Genomic DNA, 17,315 nt, shown 5'->3' on the forward strand with positions numbered 1-17,315 from the left:
GATAAGATGGAAAAGTATACAAACACCCAGAAGGCAGCCATCTTACTGCTTTCTGTAGGACCGGATGTCTCAGCCGGCATTATGAAAAATCTCGATGAGAAAGAAATCGAGGCGATTACAAAGGAAATCACAAGCTTGCGCAGGGTTACTTCCAATGTAAAGGATGAAATTATAAAGGAATTCCATCAGCTTGCCGTTGATGCAAACCTCGTTTCCTATGGAGGAATCGATATTGCGACCGACCTGCTCAAACGGACTTTTGGTCCCGATAAGGCAGCTGGCTTCCTGAAACGTATGGATGGAAGCGCCGATGACAAACCGTTCAAATTTATTCAAAATGTTGAACAATTGCAGATTTTCAACTTGCTTCAATACGAAAATGCACAGACGATTGCTCTTGTTTTATCCTATCTCGACCCGGAGAAGGCAGCTGCAACGCTATCAGCCTTCCCGCCTGAGCGCCAAATAGAAATCGCAATGCGAATTGCGATGATGGATACAGCCTCACCGAATATTGTCCAGCAAGTGGAAAAGGTTTTGGAGGAGAAGCTGACAATGACCAGCTCGCAAAAGCATGATGCGCAAAACGGCATTGATTCCATTGTCAGTATTCTCAGCAGTGTCGACCGGGGAACGGAAAAGAATATCCTCGACACGCTCCAGGAGGAAGAACCGGAGCTTGCAAATGAAATCAAGCAAAGAATGTTTGTATTTGACGATATTGCCTACCTTGATAACCGTTCCATTCAGCGTGTGCTCATGGATGTCCAGAACCAGGATCTCCCGCTTGCACTCCGCACAGCTTCACAGGGAGTCAAGGATGCGATTTTCCGGAATATTTCCAAACGCCGTGAGGAAAGCCTTCAGGAAGAAATGTCTTCCACAGAGCCGGTTCGCCTTAAGGACGTGGAGGATGCTCAAGGCCGAATTGTGTCTGTAGTTAGGAAGCTGGAAGAGGAAGGTACAATTATCATTTCTCGAAATGGGGCAAAAGACCTTGTCTTCTAGACTTGTGAAATCCTTCAATGTTAAAACCGGAAATGGCCAGGTTGTTGTCGGCGCTCCCGATCCAGTACGCGAACCGTTGGAACAAGAAGAGTATCGGCAGCCAGAGATTAGCTTCGTCGATATCGAGCTTGAACTTGAAAACCAAAGGGAAGCTGCCAGGATTGAATTGGAGGAGTGGAGAAAGAGAGAGCAGGAAGAGTTTATCATCCAACTCGAAAAGGAAAAAAGGCGCGGTTATCAGGAAGGCTACCAGCTTGGCATTGAGGATGGAAAAAAGGACGCGATGGGGCAATATGTGTCCAAGCTGCAAAAGGCCGCTGGAGTTTTGGAGCAGGCCTATGATGAGAAAGAAAAGTTAATTCAGGAAGCGGAGCCGTTCGTTCTTGAGCTGGCTGTCGATATTGCCAAAAAGGTGCTGCAGCAGGAATTGAAAACCAATCCGGATGCCCTTGTTGGCTTAATCAGGCAAACATTGTCTGAGGTTTATGAGACGGACTCCGTTTCAATTGGGGTTGCCCCGGAGGATTTTTCTTTCGTCCAAAAACAGAGAAAACAGTTGTTGGCTGTAGACAATGGGCAGCTGGAAGTCAAAATATTTCCCGACTACTCTATTGAGCAGGGAGGCTGCGTCATTAGGACATCTTCTGGAAGCATTGACGCCCGCCTTGATATGCAGCTGAGCGAAATTAAAAAAGCGCTCCTTTCTTACCAGCAGGAGGTCAGGTCCGGTGAGTAAATGGGATATTAAAGCCTACCGTGATGTGCTTGAAACGGTAAACCCAATCAAAATGAACGGCAAAGTCACCCAGGTCATCGGGCTTACGGTCGAATCGCAGGGCCCGGATGTGAAATTGGGCGACATCTGCCATATTTTCTCTCCGCAGCAGCAAAAGCCGATAAAAGCGGAAGTGGTCGGATTCAGGGACCACAAGGTTTTGCTAATGCCCCTCGATGTCCTTCATTCGGTCTCGCCAGGGTGCGATGTCGTATCGACAGGGAAGCCTTTGACTGCCAAGGTTGGAATGGATCTTTTGGGGAAAGTGCTGGACGGCCTCGGCAACCCAATGGATGGAAGCGCCCTCCCTTCCGGACTGCTTGAAGCGAAAGCAGACAACCTCCCGCCCAACCCATTGTCCAGGCCGCGGATTACCGAGCCGCTAAGTGTTGGCATCCGCTCGATTGATGGCCTGATGACCGTTGGAAAAGGGCAGAGGGTCGGCGTCTTTGCAGGAAGCGGAGTCGGAAAGAGCACACTGCTCGGCATGATTGCCAGGAACACCGAAGCTGACGTGAATGTAATCGGCCTTATCGGTGAAAGAGGAAGGGAAGTACTCGATTTTATCGAACGGGACCTTGGAGAGGAAGGATTGAAAAAGTCTGTTGTCATTGTGGCTACATCCGACCAGCCAGCACTAATCAGGATTAAGGGTGCCATGATCGCTACAGCGATTGCCGAATTTTTCCGTGATCAGGGAATGAATGTGAATCTAATGCTTGACTCTGTCACACGTTTTGCGATGGCCCAGCGGGAAATCGGCCTAGCGATTGGCGAGCCGCCAACAACAAAAGGATATACACCTTCCGTTTTTGCGATGCTGCCCCGTCTCCTTGAGCGGGCCGGAACCAACTCGAATGGCAGTATAACTGCATTTTATACCGTTTTGGTTGATGGTGACGATATGAATGAGCCGATAGCGGATACGGTGCGGGGGATTTTGGACGGGCACATTGTTCTTGACAGGAAGATAGCGCAAAAAGGGATATACCCGGCGATTGATATCTTAGCCAGCATCAGCCGTGTCATGAAGGACATTGTCGACCCTCAACATTTGCTTGCTGCTGAAACATTAAAAAAACATATGAGTGTTTACCGGAAGGCCGAAGACTTGATCCAGATCGGAGCCTACAAACGAGGGACGGACCACGATATTGATAAAGCAATGGATGTGAAAGGCTGGATCGACGATTTTATTAAACAGGGTACACTTGAGACATCCACCATCGATGTGACTGTAAGCCAGCTACTATTTCAATTCGGGGAGAATAGCCTATGACGTTTCAATTCCCATATGAGCACATCCTCTCATTGAAAGGAAGGGAAAAAGACCTTTCCTACTCTGAGATGGGGTTGTTGATGATAAAAAAGGAAGGAATTCAGAAGGAATTGGATTCCCTTATTCAAAAAAGGCAGGATTGCATCCTCCAGTGGGAGCAGATGGAGGAAGGCACCTATATATCCGCCATTTTGCAGCAAAATGAATACCTTGATTTTCTGGCCGGAAAAATCTCACGGGTAGAGGAAGAACTTAAAGCAATTGAACAGGAAATTGCCGAAAAGGAAGAAGAGCTCCTTTTAAAGCAAAAGGAAGAAAAAACATGGCATCGTTTGCGGGAGAAGTCATTTGATGCCTATGTCGAACAGCAGAAAAAACTGGAGCAAGACACGCTTGATGAAATAGCCGCAATCCGGCACTACCATCAAAGAGCTACATTATAAAATGAAGCCGGGGGCCGTGGGAAATGAGTTTACGGCCAAATTTCAGGGCTGAAAGGGGCAGATAACATGAAGGATAAGAAGACAAGCCACTATGGTTCTGTTCAATCGGTCCAATTTTCGCCGATAACAGAACAGCCTCCAACCGCAGCGGGACATAACGAGATTAACATGCTTACTGATGTTTCACTACAGCTTGGATTCGAACTTGGGCGGGCAACAAAAACGGTTAGGGAAATCCTCGAGCTGAAAAAAGGCTCTGTAATTGGCCTGAACAAGCTGGCCGGAGAATATGTAGATGTACTTGTGAATAACCAGCGGATTGCCACTGGTGAAGTTGTCGTCATGGATGAAAAATTTGCCGTCAGGATCACCGAAGTGATTTCAGAACGGGATAAAGAGAAAAAGATCAGGTGAGAGGAACAGGACTTGTGAGTTGGAGAAATGCAATAGTAATATTGGCCGCGGCCCTGCTATTTATCCTCGTACCGCTAAACGAAGCGGCAGCTAAGGAAAAAAGCATATATGAAAAGCTCGAACAAAAATCCGAAAATGAAAATAATGAAACTGTTGAAATAAATGAACCGGTACAAACGTCAGTTCTGCCTTATGCGCTGAAATTTATCGGTTCCTTCCTATTAATAATAGCTCTTCTTTATTTGGTATTAAGGTATCTCTCAAAAAAGACAAATCCGTATAACCGGGGAGGCCTCTTTCATGGAATCGGCGGACATTCACTGGGGAACAACCGGTCGGTCCAGCTATTGATGGTGGGGGACACACTTTACATTCTAGGAGTAGGCGAATCTATCAATCTTCTTAGGATGGTTCCTCCAGGTGAAGAACAAACGAGACTTCTTGAAATGGTCGCTGAAAAGCAAGGCGACCCGATTGCGGATTGGGGAGCGAAGCTGAAAAAGACTTCCCAGGAAAAATGGAATGAACTCCTTCTAAAACAGCTAAAGGATGGGAAGCCAAAATCAGGCGAGGAGAACGGCAAGCAATGAAAAGAAAAGAACTTGTTAAAAAAACAGCCATTCTTGTCCCGTGCCTGTTTTTCCTGATACAAAATACCGCTTTTGCCCAGACGCCCATCCCCGGAATTAATTTGGAGATAGGGGGGACAGGGGCGTTGGAAGACACAGCGACGTCTATCAAGCTCCTGCTCATGCTGACTGTTCTATCCGTGGCGCCGAGTATCCTTTTGCTGATGACTTCCTTTACAAGGATTGCGATCGTCCTATCCTTTGTGAGGACGGCAATCGGGACACAGACGATGCCTCCTTCCCAGGTAATCATGGGGCTAAGTATGATACTAACCTTTTTCATCATGGGCCCGACATTCCAGGAAATCAACAAGGAAGCCTTTCAGCCGTTTCTTGATGGGAAAATGGCCCAGGAGGAAGCATTTGAAAAGGCGAGCGGACCAATAAAGGTTTTCATGGCAAAGCAAACCCGGGAAAGTGACCTCAAGCTTTTCCTGGAATACCGGGATACAGGAACAATCGACAGCATCGATGATATCCCTCTTACCGCACTAGTTCCGGCTTTTGCGATAAGTGAATTAAAAACTGCATTCCAGATGGGTTTTTTAATTTTTATTCCTTTTATCATAATTGATATGATTGTTGCCAGTGTTTTGATGGCGATGGGGATGATGATGGTTCCGCCATCACTGATCTCGCTGCCATTTAAAATCCTCCTCTTTATCCTTGTCGATGGGTGGCATCTAGTCGTCAAATCTTTGTTTGTGAGCTTTAGTTAAGGAGAATTGTTATGACACCTGACAGCATCATGGGGCTTGCGCAAAGCTCGATTTATCTAACCTTAATGATTTTGGCACCCGTTTTGGGGGTGGCTCTTGTTATTGGGTTATCCGTCAGTATTTTTCAGGCGGTCACCCAAATCCAGGAGCAGACACTTGCCTTTACCCCGAAAATTGTAGCGGTTTTTGTAAGCCTCCTCTTCTTCGGGCCTTGGATGCTTACCCATTTGGTCGATTTTACAAGGAATATCCTGTCCAACCTGACAAGTTACATAGGATAGAGTGACGCATATGCTTACTCTACTTACCTATTGGCTCCTGATATTTGTTCGGCTGGCCGGTTTTTTCCTGGCGGCGCCAGTTTGGGGACATCGGCAAGTTCCTCCCCAATTTAAAATAGGCATTGCATTTTTTGTTACCGTCATGGTTGCGGGCACGGTAGAGCCGGTCCATATTCCAGAAATGGATTCTATCTATCTATTGCTGATATTGAAAGAAACGGTAGTCGGGATAACCCTAGGATTATTAACTACTATTCTCTTCTATGCCGTCCAGCTGGCAGGAACCTTTGTCGACCTTCAGAGTGGGCTGGCGATGTCCACACTCTTTAATCCACAGTCAGGGGTTCAGGAGCATATTACCGGCCGATTCTATTATGCCATTGCAATCCTGTTCTTTCTTGCGGTGGATGGCCACCATATCCTTCTCAAAGGCGCGGTGGCAAGCTTCCAATGGATACCGGTCGAATTATGGCTCCCGGCAGGAACAGCCGGAAGTATAGCGCAGCTTTCTGTTTCAATTACGAAAAACATGTTCTGGATCGCAGTCCTAATCGCTTCCCCGATAATGGGGACGATTTTCATGGTCGATATCGCCCTTGGGTTGCTATCCAAAATGGTGCCGCAAATGAATCTGTTCGTCGTCGGCATACCAGTAAAACTCATTGTCCACTATATTATGTTATTTATTACAATGCCCGTTTTCTTCTTTGTAATGGGGAAGCTGATTCGCACAATGACCCATTCAATTGAAAGCATATTGAAGATCCTGGGGACGTAAAGGAAGGTCATCATGCTCCTAAGGCTCGATTTGCAGTGTTTTGCTGAAAAGACGGAAAAGGCCACCCCGCGAAAAAAACAGGATGCCAGGAAAAAAGGCCAGGTTGCCAAAAGTACGGATTTATCCAACGCCTTGATTTTGCTCGGATCCTTCTCATTCCTATCCTTTTATGGGAAGCTGGCCGGACCGAGGATACTGAGGATTTTTACGAGTGGCCTATCGGATGGCCTTCTATGGGATTTAACGGAAGAGTCGACCGTACTGCTGTTTAAAAACATCCTGATTGATGCTGTTTTAATCGCAGCTCCGGTAATTTTTATCGCATGGCTCGCGGCAATTGTTTCTACCTTGTCACAGGTTGGGTTTTTGATAACGGGAGAATCCATTAAGTTTGACCTGAAAAAAATCGATCCCATTGCAGGAGCGAAGCGCATCTTTTCGATCAGAAGCCTTGTCGAGCTTTTAAAATCAATTCTCAAGGTAATTTTGATAACAACCGTAGCAGGCTTGTATCTCTGGAACCAAAAGGAAATAGTGCTCAAGCTTCCGCAAATGGACCCATTCTTAATCGTTTCGACGCTAACTGCATTGACGGTGAAAATGGGGATGATTGTTTCAGCCGTGTACCTCATTCTGGCGGTTGCCGACCTTTTTTATCAAAGGTACGAACATGCTAAGAACTTAAAAATGTCCAAGCAGGATATTAAGGATGAACACAAAAAAACAGAGGGCGACCCGTTAATCAAACAGAAAATCAAGGAAAAACAGCGGCAGGTGGCAAGCGCAAGGATGATGCAAGATGTTCCGAAAGCTACGGTTGTCGTGACCAACCCGACGCACTATGCTGTTGCGATTGCCTATGAAGCAGGGAAAATGTCCGTTCCGGTAGTTGTTGCCAAAGGTACGGACTTCCTGGCTCTCAAAATTAGGGAAATAGCAAAAGAACATCGCGTCATTATTATGGAAAACAAGCCGCTGGCAAGGTCGCTGTATGCCGGAGTTGAGATAGGCGAAGAAATACCGGAAGAGCTGTTTAAGGCAGTAGCCGAAGTACTGGCCTACGTATACCGGGTTAAAGGAACTTTAAGCAAGTAGAGGGTGACGGAATGACGATGAAAAACCTGAGTGTCCTGGTGGCTGTCATACTGATTGTTGTAATGATGGTTATCCCGATACCGACATTTATGCTTGATATTTTACTCATATTGAATCTTTCGATGGCCATCATGATTCTCTTGATCACGATGAACACGAAGGAAGCACTGGAATTTTCAATTTTTCCATCCATTCTATTGCTGACCACTTTATTCCGTCTTGCCTTGAATGTTTCAAGCACGAGGTCGATTCTCGACAAAGCTGATGCAGGAAAAGTTATCGAAGCATTTGGAAACTTCGTCATCGGCGGAAAGCCCGTCGTCGGATTCATAGTCTTCCTTATCCTTGTCATTATTCAATTTATCGTTATTACAAAAGGGTCGGAGCGTGTCGCGGAGGTTGCCGCCCGCTTCACCCTTGATGCAATGCCTGGGAAGCAAATGAGCATTGATGCCGATTTGAACACAGGGGTGATAAATGACCAGGAGGCAAGGGCGCGCCGCAAAAAGATTGAACAAGAAGCGGACTTTTACGGCTCTATGGATGGTGCGAGCAAGTTTGTTAAAGGGGATGCCATTGCCGGTATCATCATTCTAATCATTAATATTACTGCCGGGTTTGGAATCGGAATGACAACCCACGGTATGAGTTTATCGGAAGCGGCTAGTACGTTCACGCTCCTGTCTGTAGGGGATGGGCTGGTCAGCCAGATTCCGGCCCTGCTGATTTCGACTGCGATGGGAATCATGGTAACGAGGGCTTCCTCGGAGGGAAACCTTGGCGATGACCTGACAAAGCAAATGTTTTCCTACCCTTATCTTCTGTATATCGTTGCGGGGGTAATCGCCCTCCTTGGATTGTTTACTCCAATTGGGTTATTCCTAACATGGGGAATTGCCGGGCTGCTTGCATTCGCCGGGTATCAAATCCAGAAACGGCAGTCAATCGGGGAGTCGGCACTTGAAGACCATCAAGTCGAACAGGAACTTGAAGAAGTTCGGAAACCTGAAAATGTCTTTAATCTTCTTCGCGAGGATCCAATAGAATTTGAATTTGGGATAGGGCTGATCATGCTGGCCGATACCAACCAGGGCGGCGATTTGCTCGACCGGGTGGTGGCCATCCGCAGACAGATTGCGATGGAGCTTGGGTTGGTTGTTCCAGTCATCCGGATTCGGGATAACATCCAACTTCAGCACAATGAATATGTAATTAAAATCAAAGGCAACCAGGTCGCAAACGGTGAAATCCTTCTCGACCATTTCCTCATGCTGAATCCAGCTGACGAGGATCATGGAATTGAAGGGATTGAGACAATCGAGCCGACATTTGGCCTTCCCGCCTTGTGGATTACAGAAGATCAGAAGGAAGAGGCTGAATTGTTCGGTTATACAGTCATTGACCCATCATCCGTCATTAGCACCCACTTATCTGAAACGATTAAAAAATACGCCCATGAAATTTTGGGCAGGGAAGAAACAAGCCAGCTGATCAATCATGTTAGGGAAACGCATCCTTCTTTAATCGAGGAACTTATTCCGAATGTCCTAAGCATTGGGGATGTTCAAAAGGTTCTCCAGAAACTCCTGAAGGAAAATGTATCAATCAGAAGCCTCTCCGTCATTTTCGAGTCGCTCGCGGAGTATGCATCCTATACGAAAAATACCGATATCTTAACAGAATATATCCGCCAGTCACTGTCTCGCCAATTGACCTACCAGCATGTGCAAAATGGTGTCATCCATGCGATTCAGGTAGGAGCGGCAATCGAGAAGAAATTGGCAGAATCTATTCAGCGTACAGAACAAGGCGATATCCTGGCGATTGACCCCGAATCGGCAAACCAATTAATCGGTACTTTTACAGAATCGATTCAACAAATGGCGGAAATGGGCATCCGTCCGGTCATATTATCATCGTCCGGTATCAGGATGTATGTCCGGCAGCTTCTTGAACGGGCTTTCCATGATATTCCTATCCTTTCTTACAATGAATTAGAACCGACTGTCGAAGTGAAAAGTGTTGGAGTGGTGAAGGTATGAAAATAAAAACATACATCGTCGATAATGTACAAGAGGCCTACCCGTTGATTTTCAAAGACCTTGGTACAAGTGCCTTTATCTTGAATTCCAAAGAAATCAAGATCGGTGGATTGTTCGGATTCTTTGGCAGGAGGCGTGTTGAAGTGGTCGCAGCCGCAGACATTTTGAAAGAAAGCGCTCCTGCCGAGACCATACAAGAGCCGGAACAACCGCTGAGGATGCAACCACTCCGGACAGAGAATGCGAAGCTGGAAAATCCTCCTGAAACGGAAGTGCTTAAAGAGATTTCCGAGGTAAAAGGCTTGATCCATTCCATGTTGAAAAGCGGCGTCGAAGAGAAAAAAGTGCCTGGGCCATTGGATAAATGGGTGACTCATCTTGAAGACCAGGAAGTCGACCAGGAAGTTATCCAGTACATTGCAAAAAAGCTGGACCAACCGGGAAGAAGGGTTGGTGAAGAGGAACTCGGAAGACAACTTTTGGGCATCGTCACCGAGCTTTTCAGGGACGGGATTGCAACCGAAACTGAAAAAAACACTCCTGGAGGGCCGCCATCACTTATCACGCTCGTCGGACCGACCGGAGTGGGAAAAACGACGACGATTGCCAAACTTGCCGCAGTAAGGGCGTTCCAGAAAAAACAAAGGGTTGGCCTTCTAACTTCGGATACCTTCAGAATCGCAGCGGTAGAACAGCTGCTGACCTATGCGGATATCCTGAATATCCCACTCGAAGTGGTCATGAAGGAAGATGAGCTGGAAACAGCAATGAAAGTGATGAAAGGCCGCCATGTTGTGTTCATGGACACCGCCGGAAGGAATTACCTGGAAAGACAATATATCAATGAAGTAAGCCAGTTTTTGCGTTATGATACCCGCCAGGAGAATTATTTGGTATTAAGCATGGCAACTAGATGGAGAGATATGAAAAAAATCGTTGAGCAAATGAAAGCCGTTCCCATCGACAAGCTGATATTAACAAAATGGGATGAAACAACCTGCTATGGAGCAGCCCTCAATATGGCATACCATTATCCGTACCCTCTAGCCTATATATGTACGGGGCAGGAAGTTCCGCAGGACATAATGCCCGCCGACGCTGAATTCATGGCAAAAAAACTGTTGGGAGTCGATGAAAAAAATGCAGCAGGATCAGGCTTATCATTTAAGGCGATTGTCTAATACCCTCGCACTAGGCGAACAGAAACATTCACGGGTCGTGACGATAGCAAGCGGAAAAGGCGGCGTCGGAAAATCAAATTTCACCTTAAATTTCGCCCTGTGTTTAATGGAGCAGGGGCAAAAGGTTGTCATCATCGATTTGGATATCGGGATGGCGAATTTGGATATTTTAATGGGAGCTGCGCCGAAGGCTAATTTGATGGATATGATCAGGGAGCGAAAAAGCATATGGTCCGTCTTGGAGAAAGGCCCGCTCGGCTTGGAATACCTTGCAGGCGGTTCTGGCTTCAATAGCCTGTTCCAGCTGACAGGGGAAGACCGGGATTACTTTTTCGAAGAGCTTGGAAAACTCCATGGTTATACGGATATTATCCTAATTGATACGGGGGCGGGACTGACCCTCGAAGCACAGCGCTGCCATCTGGCCGCGGATGATATTATCCTCCTTACGACTCCAGAACCAACTTCAATGGCAGATGCTTATTCAGTTGTAAAAATTTTGCACAGCCAGAAAAAATCGTTATCATTCCACTTGCTGATAAACCGGATCTCCCATCAGAAGGAGGGAATGGAAGCAGCCGGAAAATTCAAAATGGCTGTACAATCGTTTTTAAATAAGGAACTTAAAATTTTTGGTGCCATGCCGGACGACCCGAATGTGACCAAATCGGTTTTAAAACAAGTACCTTTTTATCTCGAATACCCCCGCTCCCCTGCATCCGCCATGCTTAAAAAGCTGGCCGAACGGTTTGTTACAGGAATGCCTGTCCAGCAGGAAAGTGGCGGAATAAAAGGATTTATTCGAAGCCTCTCAAAATTCCTGCAATGATGAGGGTGGAAAAAACGTTGCTAAAGTGTAAGCAAAGGGGTCAATGGAAAGGGGGAAGCGTATATTGGCTTGGAATGCGGAAAAGGAATTAGATCAATATATTCCATTGGTTCATATGGTTGTATCCCAAATGAAGAGGAAATTATCCGACAAGGCCGATGAAAGCGAACTGTTTTCATTTGGGATGACAGGGCTTTGGGATGCAGGCTTGAAATATAATCCTGAGCAGGGAGTAAAGTTCGAAACCTATGCTGTCCAAAGAATCAGGGGTGAAATCCTTGATGGGCTGCGGCAGACCGACCATATTTCCCGTACCTTGCGTTCAAAGGAAAAGAAAATCCGCAAAGCTGTCGAGGAACTTGAACAGGTATATCTTCGCCGTCCCACGACTGCCGAGGTTAGCGGGTTTCTAGGCATCAGCCTGAAGGAGTATGAACAAACCCAAATGCAGCTTTCCTTCATTAACCAGGACTCTCTGGATGAGCCCTCTAACCAGGAGGAATCCGGGACAACGAGACAGGTTGAAGACCAGTCAATGCTAAGCCAGGAAGAATGGATTGAGACAAAGGAGCGTAAAAAGATTCTTGCCGAGATGATCGATTCACTTCCTGAAAGGGAAAAGCTCACCCTTGCGCTCGTCTATTATGAAAACCTGAACCTGACGGATGTAAGTGTCATATTGGGTGTACATAAATCCAGGGCATCCCAGCTTCATCAACAGGCTATCAAACGCCTCCGTAAACAGATGGAGCAGCTTGGCTTTGAATGGTAAGGAGAATAAATTGTAATAGAGCCTGTTTCCGGCAGCCGGGAACAGGCTTTTTCCATTGGTGCTCTAAATTCGGACAAGTTAGCATATGATTTAATGGCTTTAGAAATTCGGGGTGGTGGACCAATTGTATTATGCGCTGTTAATTGGCACGGGGATATGCCTGTTTATGAGCCTGCGGACCCTGTTTGTTCCCAACAGGATGAGAGGAAGCCTATTGTCGCTTGAAAACTTCCTTTATCTCGGGATGGTTTATTTTACTGTGCTTGTTGGTTTCGGGATGGTGTATCTTCTATTTGGACTATATTCGGTACCGATACTTGCGGAAATAGGAACAGGCGGAGGGGAGACCTTTTTGAAAAGGGCAGGGACGGCGGTTTATTTTAGCGCGATGACTCTCTTTTCAGTGGGGCATGGAGATGTGGTTCCCCTTGGTTTTGGCAGGTTTGTCGCAATTCTGGAAGCCCTTGTCGGCTATACAATACCGGCTGCATTTGTGGCGAGGGCAGTGATGGACAGGGAGTAACCACTTTGTGAGTCTATGTAATTTTATTATTTCTTTTCATTCGGCCAAAATCATCAGTCAGAATCGGAAAAGTTGTACAATCGCTCCCATTTGGTTAGTCTAAAGGCAGAATCAAATCTAGAATGGAGTGAATGTGATGACTGTTCAGACAGGAACTGCTGCGCCAGAGTTCAGCCTTCCTTCAATGGATGGCAAGCAGGTAAAGCTTTCGGATTTTAAAGGAAAAAATATTGTCCTTTATTTTTACCCAAAGGACATGACTCCGGGATGTACGACGCAGGCATGCGATTTCCGGGATATGCATAATAGCTTCGAGGACGTGAATGCTGTTGTCATCGGAATCAGCCCGGATCCAGTCGAAAGCCACAAGAAGTTCATCGACAAATACGATTTGCCCTTCCTGCTGCTCGCAGATACGGACCACAGTGTGGCCGAAGCCTACGGAGTATGGAAGCTTAAGAAGAATTTTGGCAAGGAATATATGGGTATTGAGAGAAGTACGTTTGTGATTGACAAAGAAGGCCGGATTGCAAAGGAGTGGCGGGGCGTCAAGGTTAAAGGCCATGTGGAAGAAGCCCTGGAATTTGTCCGGGAAAATGCCTAAGGCCTATTTTTACAGGAAAAGGCTACTGTCCATGCATTTCGTTCATTAGGGAATACGTTATAGTAGGGCATACCTCCTCAGATTAAATAACTTAAGGGCCGGAAATCCGGCCCTCTTTTTTGTTTTAAAAAAGGTTTCGAATATTTCAAGAAATCAATTTAGGATGGTATGATGGAGAAAAAAATAGGGGTGTTCTAATAATGAAGATATTATTTACCTTCGTCCCGCCTGAAAAGGTCCAGGACGAGCTGCGGGAAGAGTATCCGGGGTTTCAACTCCATTTCAGCAGAATCGGGACGGCGGGAGAGATTTTACCAGATGCGGAAATCATCGTTACATACGGGGAAGATTTAAACGATGGCCATATTCAAAAAGCCGAAAAGCTTAAATGGATTATGATCATGTCTGCGGGAATGGAGAGGATGCCATTCGAAGCCTGTGCGAAACGGGAGATTCTTGTTACAAACGCAAGGGGAATCCATAAAATCCCCATGGCTGAATTTACAATTGGCACAATGCTCAAACATGTAAAGCAATTCCCGCTAATTGAAAAGAATGAAGTACACGAGGAATGGGACCGGAAAGTAAAGGTGGGCGAGCTTGCCGGCAAAAACATTCTTGTCCTTGGAATTGGTGCAATCGGCGGCGAAACTGCGCGGCTTGCAAAGGCATTCCGGATGAGTGTAACCGGCATTAACCGAAGCGGCCGCCCACATAAGGATGCTGACCAAACCGATACATTTGCCAATATTGGATCCTATTTGCCTGAAGCTGATTTCGTCGTTTCGGTTTTGCCAAGTACGGATGAAACCCGATATTTGCTGGCAGAAGAACATTTTCGGATGATGAAAGACTCCGCTGTCTTCATTAACATTGGCAGAGGGGACCTCGTAAAGGAAGAGACCCTCCTGAAGGTAATGGAGGAACAGGTCATCGCGCATGCCTACCTAGATGTCTTTCAAACCGAGCCGCTGCCTAAAGGGCATCCTTTCTGGAAAATGGACAATGTGACTGTTACTCCTCATATATCAAGCATAACCGAACGCTACTTGCCTAGGTCACTAGAGATTTTTAAACATAACCTCCAGGCATATAGGAATAATGATGGAAGCTATATAAATGAAATCAATTTATCGAGGGGGTATTAAGGTGAAAATCTATACGAAATCCGGGGATAAAGGAACGACCTCACTTATTTACGGCAGCCGGGTCCAAAAGAATGATGCCCGGGTGGAAGCGTACGGATCTTGCGATGAAACGAACTCTGCCATTGGCCTTGCCCTCTCGCTTTTGCAAAATGAATTTTTTGCCGGCAAGGAAGAGATCGAAACTGTCTATCATAAAATCCAGACACAGCTTTTCCATGTTGGGGCGGAGTTGGCGACTCCCGAAGGAAAAGAAGTAAAATGGTCGCTTTCGGGAAAAGATATTGAGGAAATGGAAAAGCGAATTGATGAATGGGATTCCAAGCTGCCGCAGCTAACAAATTTTATCCTTCCGGGCGGTCATTCAGCAGGGGCCGCTTTCCATGTTGCCAGGACGGTGGCAAGGAGGGCAGAACGTGCTGCGGTGACTCTCGGTGATTCCGTTAATCCTCTGGTGCTTGCATATTTAAACAGATTATCCGACTTGCTCTTCGTAACAGCGCGGTTTGTAAACCTGAAGCTTGGGGCAGAAGAGAAAACCCTTCATCAGCCTTAAGTTTAAAAGTGTTCTAGAGCTGGCATATTGACAAATGCACCTACTTGCATATAAACTAATTATAACAATTACAATATAAGAATTTTTGTATAGAAGAGAGGTGCATGTCGGTGCCACAACAATTAAAGGAAGCGTTGGATGTATTAAAGGAAACAGGTGTAAGAATGACCCCCCAGCGTCATGCAATACTTGAATATTTAATTCAATCCATGTCGCACCCGACTGCAGATGACATTTATAAAGCACTTGAAGGCAAATTTCCGAACATGAGCGTTGCGACAGTCTATAATAACCTCCGTGTTTTTAAGGAAGTTGGCCTTGTCAAGGAGCTTACCTATGGAGATGCTTCTAGCAGGTTTGATTTCAAGACGTCAGAACATTATCATATAATATGCGAAAAATGCAACAAGATTGTTGACTTCCTTTATCCAGGACTGGATGAGGTCGAGCAGCTTGCATCTCATGTGACAGGATTTAAAGTTGCTCATCATAGGATGGAAATTTACGGTGAATGCCCGGAATGCGCTTCAAAGGAAACACATTAATTTCATAGACACAAAAACGCCCGGATGAAATTCATCCAGGCGTTTTTTTGTCATGAATTCTTTCTATTATAAGATTCATCAAATTCTTTTCCTTCAAGGTTCGGGTCAAGAGTAAGCGGTTCGCGGCAATACATGCACATATCAACCCTGCCAAGCATCTTGGTTTGCCTTTCGCAATTCGGGCATACAACCTGGACTGTTTTCGTCGAAAGCATCCCAATCCAGAAATAAACCACTGTACTGGCGATAATGAATAAAAAACCGACCAGCATAAAAATTGTCATAACAATCGGTGAAGTCCTGAAAAAGATACCACCATACATGATGATGAATCCGATAAATATTAGGCTAAGCGCAAAAGTGCGAATTTTATTAATTTTACTCGAATACTTCCCCATGCAATTCCCTCCCGATTTCTTACTATATCATACCTGTGCAACCGGGGAAACTTGGTTGTGCGGGATTTTCGTCAAACAAATAAAAATTGGTTATTATTTGAGGAAGGAAAAAAAGAAATAATTGTCGAAACTATATTTATCAATGATTTGGAGGAAAGACCATGAAAGATATCCTTCGCCCAATATACCAGGAAAGGGCCAGCCAATCGAATACCCTAGGCATTTTATTGGTTGAAAAGAAAGTAAAGTACAGCCCTGCAACCGATTTTTTTGATGCGATCCTGCTTGTAATTGTTAATGAGGCTGATCAACCTCTTACAATAAAACATTATTCCTATGGCGAACAAAAGGCTGCTCTGCATACAATCACAGAGGCCAGGCTAAGGGAGTGGATGCTGTTAGGAACAAACAGAAAAATTTTTGAATGGCTGTATACAGCAAAAATTGTTTTCGATCGGAATGAATACATAAATAATTTGCTTACTGAGTTCAGGGATTTTCCTTTTTACGGACGAAAAATAAAAATGGGAATTGAATTCGCCAAACTAATCCGCCGCTATTTGGATGGTAAGGCGTTTTTCGAAAATGGACAATACCTTGATGCCTATAATCATGTAGTCCATTCTCTTCACCATTTAGCAAGGCTTGCGGTAATCGAAAATGGATTCCATCCTGAATTGACTGTATGGAGCCAGGTGAAACAGATTGATCCGGAACTTTTCAAGCTTTATGAGGAGCTTATTACAAGTGAGGAAGCCCTTGAGAAGCGGCTCGAGCTTTTGTTCCTCGCCAGTGAATTTCTTATCCATTCAAGAACGCGTGTCGGCGCCGGCCATCTTCTTAATGTATTAAAAAAGAAAGATACCTGGACAATCGGGGAAATAATGAAAGATGAGGAACTTGTTCATTACTCAGTGGACTTAAGCGTCCTGCTGGAGTATCTGGCAGAAAAGCATATGATAGAGACTGTACCTGTTGAAACGAAAAGTGAAGGGTTGTACCATAGACATTACAGTTTGCTTTAAAGAAGGAATAAATATTATTTTAAAAAAGTAAAAAGCTATTGACCTTTTGGAGGAAACTTGTTATATTAATATCCGTCGCTGCGATACGAACTTGAAAAACTTCGTAAGCGGCGGATTAAAAAAGTTATTGACACAGCATGAACGACTATGGTACATTATAAAGGTCGCTTCATTGCGGCGAGGTCGATTTTTCAAATCAGGAAAATCATTATTGTTCTTTGAAAACTAAACAAACAAGCGTCAACAAACAATATTATAGTGATCTTCGGATCAC

21 protein-coding genes are annotated in these 17,315 nt (G+C 45.4%); 20 read left to right on the plus strand and 1 reads right to left on the minus strand.

All coding sequences use genetic code 11. The features are described from left to right. Window positions 1-6 precede the first annotated feature (6 nt). The 19 genes from fliG (at window position 7) to perR (ending at window position 15,618) form a co-directional block, all read left to right on the plus strand. Window positions 7-1,008: a flagellar motor switch protein FliG gene (fliG, locus tag AR337_RS14450; RefSeq protein WP_059172712.1), complete on the plus strand. Its 1,002-nt coding sequence runs from the start codon at window positions 7-9 to the stop codon at window positions 1,006-1,008. Beyond that, complete coding sequence (locus AR337_RS14455) at window positions 998-1,744, plus strand: FliH/SctL family protein (RefSeq protein ID WP_059172713.1); 747 nt, start codon at window positions 998-1,000, stop codon at window positions 1,742-1,744. The genes fliG and AR337_RS14455 overlap by 11 nt, the downstream gene beginning before the upstream one ends. After that, window positions 1,737-3,062 carry a flagellar protein export ATPase FliI gene (fliI, locus tag AR337_RS14460; protein WP_082686993.1) on the plus strand — a complete coding sequence of 442 codons (1,326 nt, stop codon included), beginning with the start codon at window positions 1,737-1,739 and terminating at the stop codon, window positions 3,060-3,062. Before AR337_RS14455 ends, fliI begins: the two co-directional genes overlap by 8 nt. Continuing rightward, window positions 3,059-3,505, plus strand: a complete 447-nt coding sequence (gene fliJ / locus AR337_RS14465; protein ID WP_059172714.1) for a flagellar export protein FliJ — start codon at window positions 3,059-3,061, stop codon at window positions 3,503-3,505. The genes fliI and fliJ overlap by 4 nt, the downstream gene beginning before the upstream one ends. A 66-nt stretch (window positions 3,506-3,571) precedes the next feature. Further along, window positions 3,572-3,919: a flagellar motor switch protein FliN gene (gene fliN / locus AR337_RS14470; protein ID WP_059172715.1), complete on the plus strand. Its 348-nt coding sequence runs from the start codon at window positions 3,572-3,574 to the stop codon at window positions 3,917-3,919. Window positions 3,920-3,933: 14 nt separating this feature from the next. After that, window positions 3,934-4,509: a flagellar biosynthetic protein FliO gene (locus AR337_RS14475; RefSeq protein ID WP_172797548.1), complete on the plus strand. Its 576-nt coding sequence runs from the start codon at window positions 3,934-3,936 to the stop codon at window positions 4,507-4,509. Beyond that, window positions 4,506-5,267: a flagellar type III secretion system pore protein FliP gene (fliP, locus tag AR337_RS14480; RefSeq protein WP_059172717.1), complete on the plus strand. Its 762-nt coding sequence runs from the start codon at window positions 4,506-4,508 to the stop codon at window positions 5,265-5,267. Before AR337_RS14475 ends, fliP begins: the two co-directional genes overlap by 4 nt. An 11-nt stretch (window positions 5,268-5,278) precedes the next feature. Continuing rightward, window positions 5,279-5,548, plus strand: a complete 270-nt coding sequence (fliQ, locus tag AR337_RS14485) for a flagellar biosynthesis protein FliQ (protein WP_059172718.1) — start codon at window positions 5,279-5,281, stop codon at window positions 5,546-5,548. Window positions 5,549-5,558: 10 nt separating this feature from the next. Then, window positions 5,559-6,326, plus strand: a complete 768-nt coding sequence (gene fliR, locus AR337_RS14490; protein WP_059172719.1) for a flagellar biosynthetic protein FliR — start codon at window positions 5,559-5,561, stop codon at window positions 6,324-6,326. Between the two features lie 12 nt (window positions 6,327-6,338). Beyond that, the gene (flhB, locus tag AR337_RS14495) at window positions 6,339-7,421 is read left to right on the plus strand and encodes a flagellar biosynthesis protein FlhB (RefSeq protein ID WP_059172720.1); all 1,083 of its coding nucleotides are present in this window, start codon (window positions 6,339-6,341) and stop codon (window positions 7,419-7,421) included. 11 nt (window positions 7,422-7,432) lie between these two features. Next, a complete protein-coding gene (flhA, locus tag AR337_RS14500; RefSeq protein ID WP_059172721.1) occupies window positions 7,433-9,463 on the plus strand; it encodes a flagellar biosynthesis protein FlhA in 2,031 nt (676 codons plus the stop codon). Further along, a complete protein-coding gene (gene flhF / locus AR337_RS14505) occupies window positions 9,460-10,644 on the plus strand; it encodes a flagellar biosynthesis protein FlhF (protein ID WP_059172722.1) in 1,185 nt (394 codons plus the stop codon). The genes flhA and flhF overlap by 4 nt, the downstream gene beginning before the upstream one ends. After that, a complete protein-coding gene (locus AR337_RS14510) occupies window positions 10,604-11,473 on the plus strand; it encodes a MinD/ParA family protein (protein WP_059172723.1) in 870 nt (289 codons plus the stop codon). Before flhF ends, AR337_RS14510 begins: the two co-directional genes overlap by 41 nt. A 64-nt stretch (window positions 11,474-11,537) precedes the next feature. Beyond that, window positions 11,538-12,245: a FliA/WhiG family RNA polymerase sigma factor gene (locus AR337_RS14515; RefSeq protein ID WP_059172724.1), complete on the plus strand. Its 708-nt coding sequence runs from the start codon at window positions 11,538-11,540 to the stop codon at window positions 12,243-12,245. 124 nt (window positions 12,246-12,369) lie between these two features. Continuing rightward, a complete protein-coding gene (locus tag AR337_RS14520) occupies window positions 12,370-12,768 on the plus strand; it encodes an ion channel (RefSeq protein WP_253701744.1) in 399 nt (132 codons plus the stop codon). 136 nt (window positions 12,769-12,904) lie between these two features. After that, window positions 12,905-13,372 (plus strand): thioredoxin-dependent thiol peroxidase, encoded by a 468-nt coding sequence (gene bcp / locus AR337_RS14525; protein ID WP_059172725.1) that lies wholly within the window; start codon window positions 12,905-12,907, stop codon window positions 13,370-13,372. A gap of 200 nt (window positions 13,373-13,572) precedes the next feature. Beyond that, complete coding sequence (locus AR337_RS14530; protein ID WP_059172726.1) at window positions 13,573-14,520, plus strand: D-2-hydroxyacid dehydrogenase; 948 nt, start codon at window positions 13,573-13,575, stop codon at window positions 14,518-14,520. A 1-nt stretch (window position 14,521) separates the two neighbouring features. Continuing rightward, entirely contained in the window at window positions 14,522-15,073 is a 552-nt protein-coding gene (locus tag AR337_RS14535) for a cob(I)yrinic acid a,c-diamide adenosyltransferase (protein WP_059172727.1), read from the plus strand. A gap of 104 nt (window positions 15,074-15,177) precedes the next feature. Further along, window positions 15,178-15,618 (plus strand): peroxide-responsive transcriptional repressor PerR, encoded by a 441-nt coding sequence (perR, locus tag AR337_RS14540; RefSeq protein ID WP_059172728.1) that lies wholly within the window; start codon window positions 15,178-15,180, stop codon window positions 15,616-15,618. 50 nt (window positions 15,619-15,668) lie between these two features. Here perR and AR337_RS14545 read toward each other — a convergent pair whose 3' ends face one another. After that, window positions 15,669-16,016: a YgzB family protein gene (locus AR337_RS14545; protein WP_059172729.1), complete on the minus strand. Its 348-nt coding sequence runs from the start codon at window positions 16,014-16,016 to the stop codon at window positions 15,669-15,671. A 161-nt stretch (window positions 16,017-16,177) separates the two neighbouring features. Between AR337_RS14545 and AR337_RS14550 the strand changes: the two genes are divergently transcribed. Continuing rightward, complete coding sequence (locus AR337_RS14550; protein WP_059172730.1) at window positions 16,178-17,041, plus strand: nucleotidyltransferase-like protein; 864 nt, start codon at window positions 16,178-16,180, stop codon at window positions 17,039-17,041. Window positions 17,042-17,315: the final 274 nt, after the last annotated feature.

The organism is Bacillus sp. FJAT-27445 (assembly GCF_001510665.1).
Classification (GTDB): Bacteria; Bacillota; Bacilli; order Bacillales; family Cytobacillaceae; genus Bacillus_D.